This is a genomic window from Aeromonas sp. L_1B5_3 (assembly GCF_963866575.1).
GTDB lineage: Bacteria > Pseudomonadota > Gammaproteobacteria > Enterobacterales > Aeromonadaceae > Aeromonas > Aeromonas jandaei.
This window is the reverse complement of record NZ_CAWMDN010000181.1, coordinates 1-314: the sequence shown is the minus strand read 5'-3', so window position 1 is coordinate 314 and position 314 is coordinate 1. Positions and strand designations below refer to the sequence as shown.

General features: G+C 49.0%; 1 protein-coding gene. It reads left to right on the top strand.

The window, feature by feature from the left end; translation table 11 throughout:
- Positions 1-291, top strand: a 291-nt coding sequence (locus AACR93_RS23110; protein WP_043852094.1) for an IS630 family transposase, incomplete at its 5' end; no start/stop codon positions are given.
- Between the last annotated feature and the right edge of the window lie 23 nt (positions 292-314).

The window sequence follows — 314 nt, the reverse complement described above, 5'->3', positions numbered from 1 at the left end:
CACCACTACCGACGAGCCAAAACCATCACGCTGATCCTCGATAACTACATCATTCACAAAAGCCAACAGACCGAGCGATGGTTGAAGAAGAACCCCAAGTTTTGCTTGGTGTTCCAGCCGGTTTACAGTCCTTGGGTTAATCACATAGAACGGTTGTGGCACAAGATGCATGAAACCATCACGCGCAATCATCAATGCAGAGGGATGGCCAACCTGCTGGCTCGAGTGAAACACTTCATGGATACCGTGTCTCCTTTCCCCGGGAATGGCTATGGCACAGCGAAGGTGTAGCACTATTAGGATCAGTTATTTAG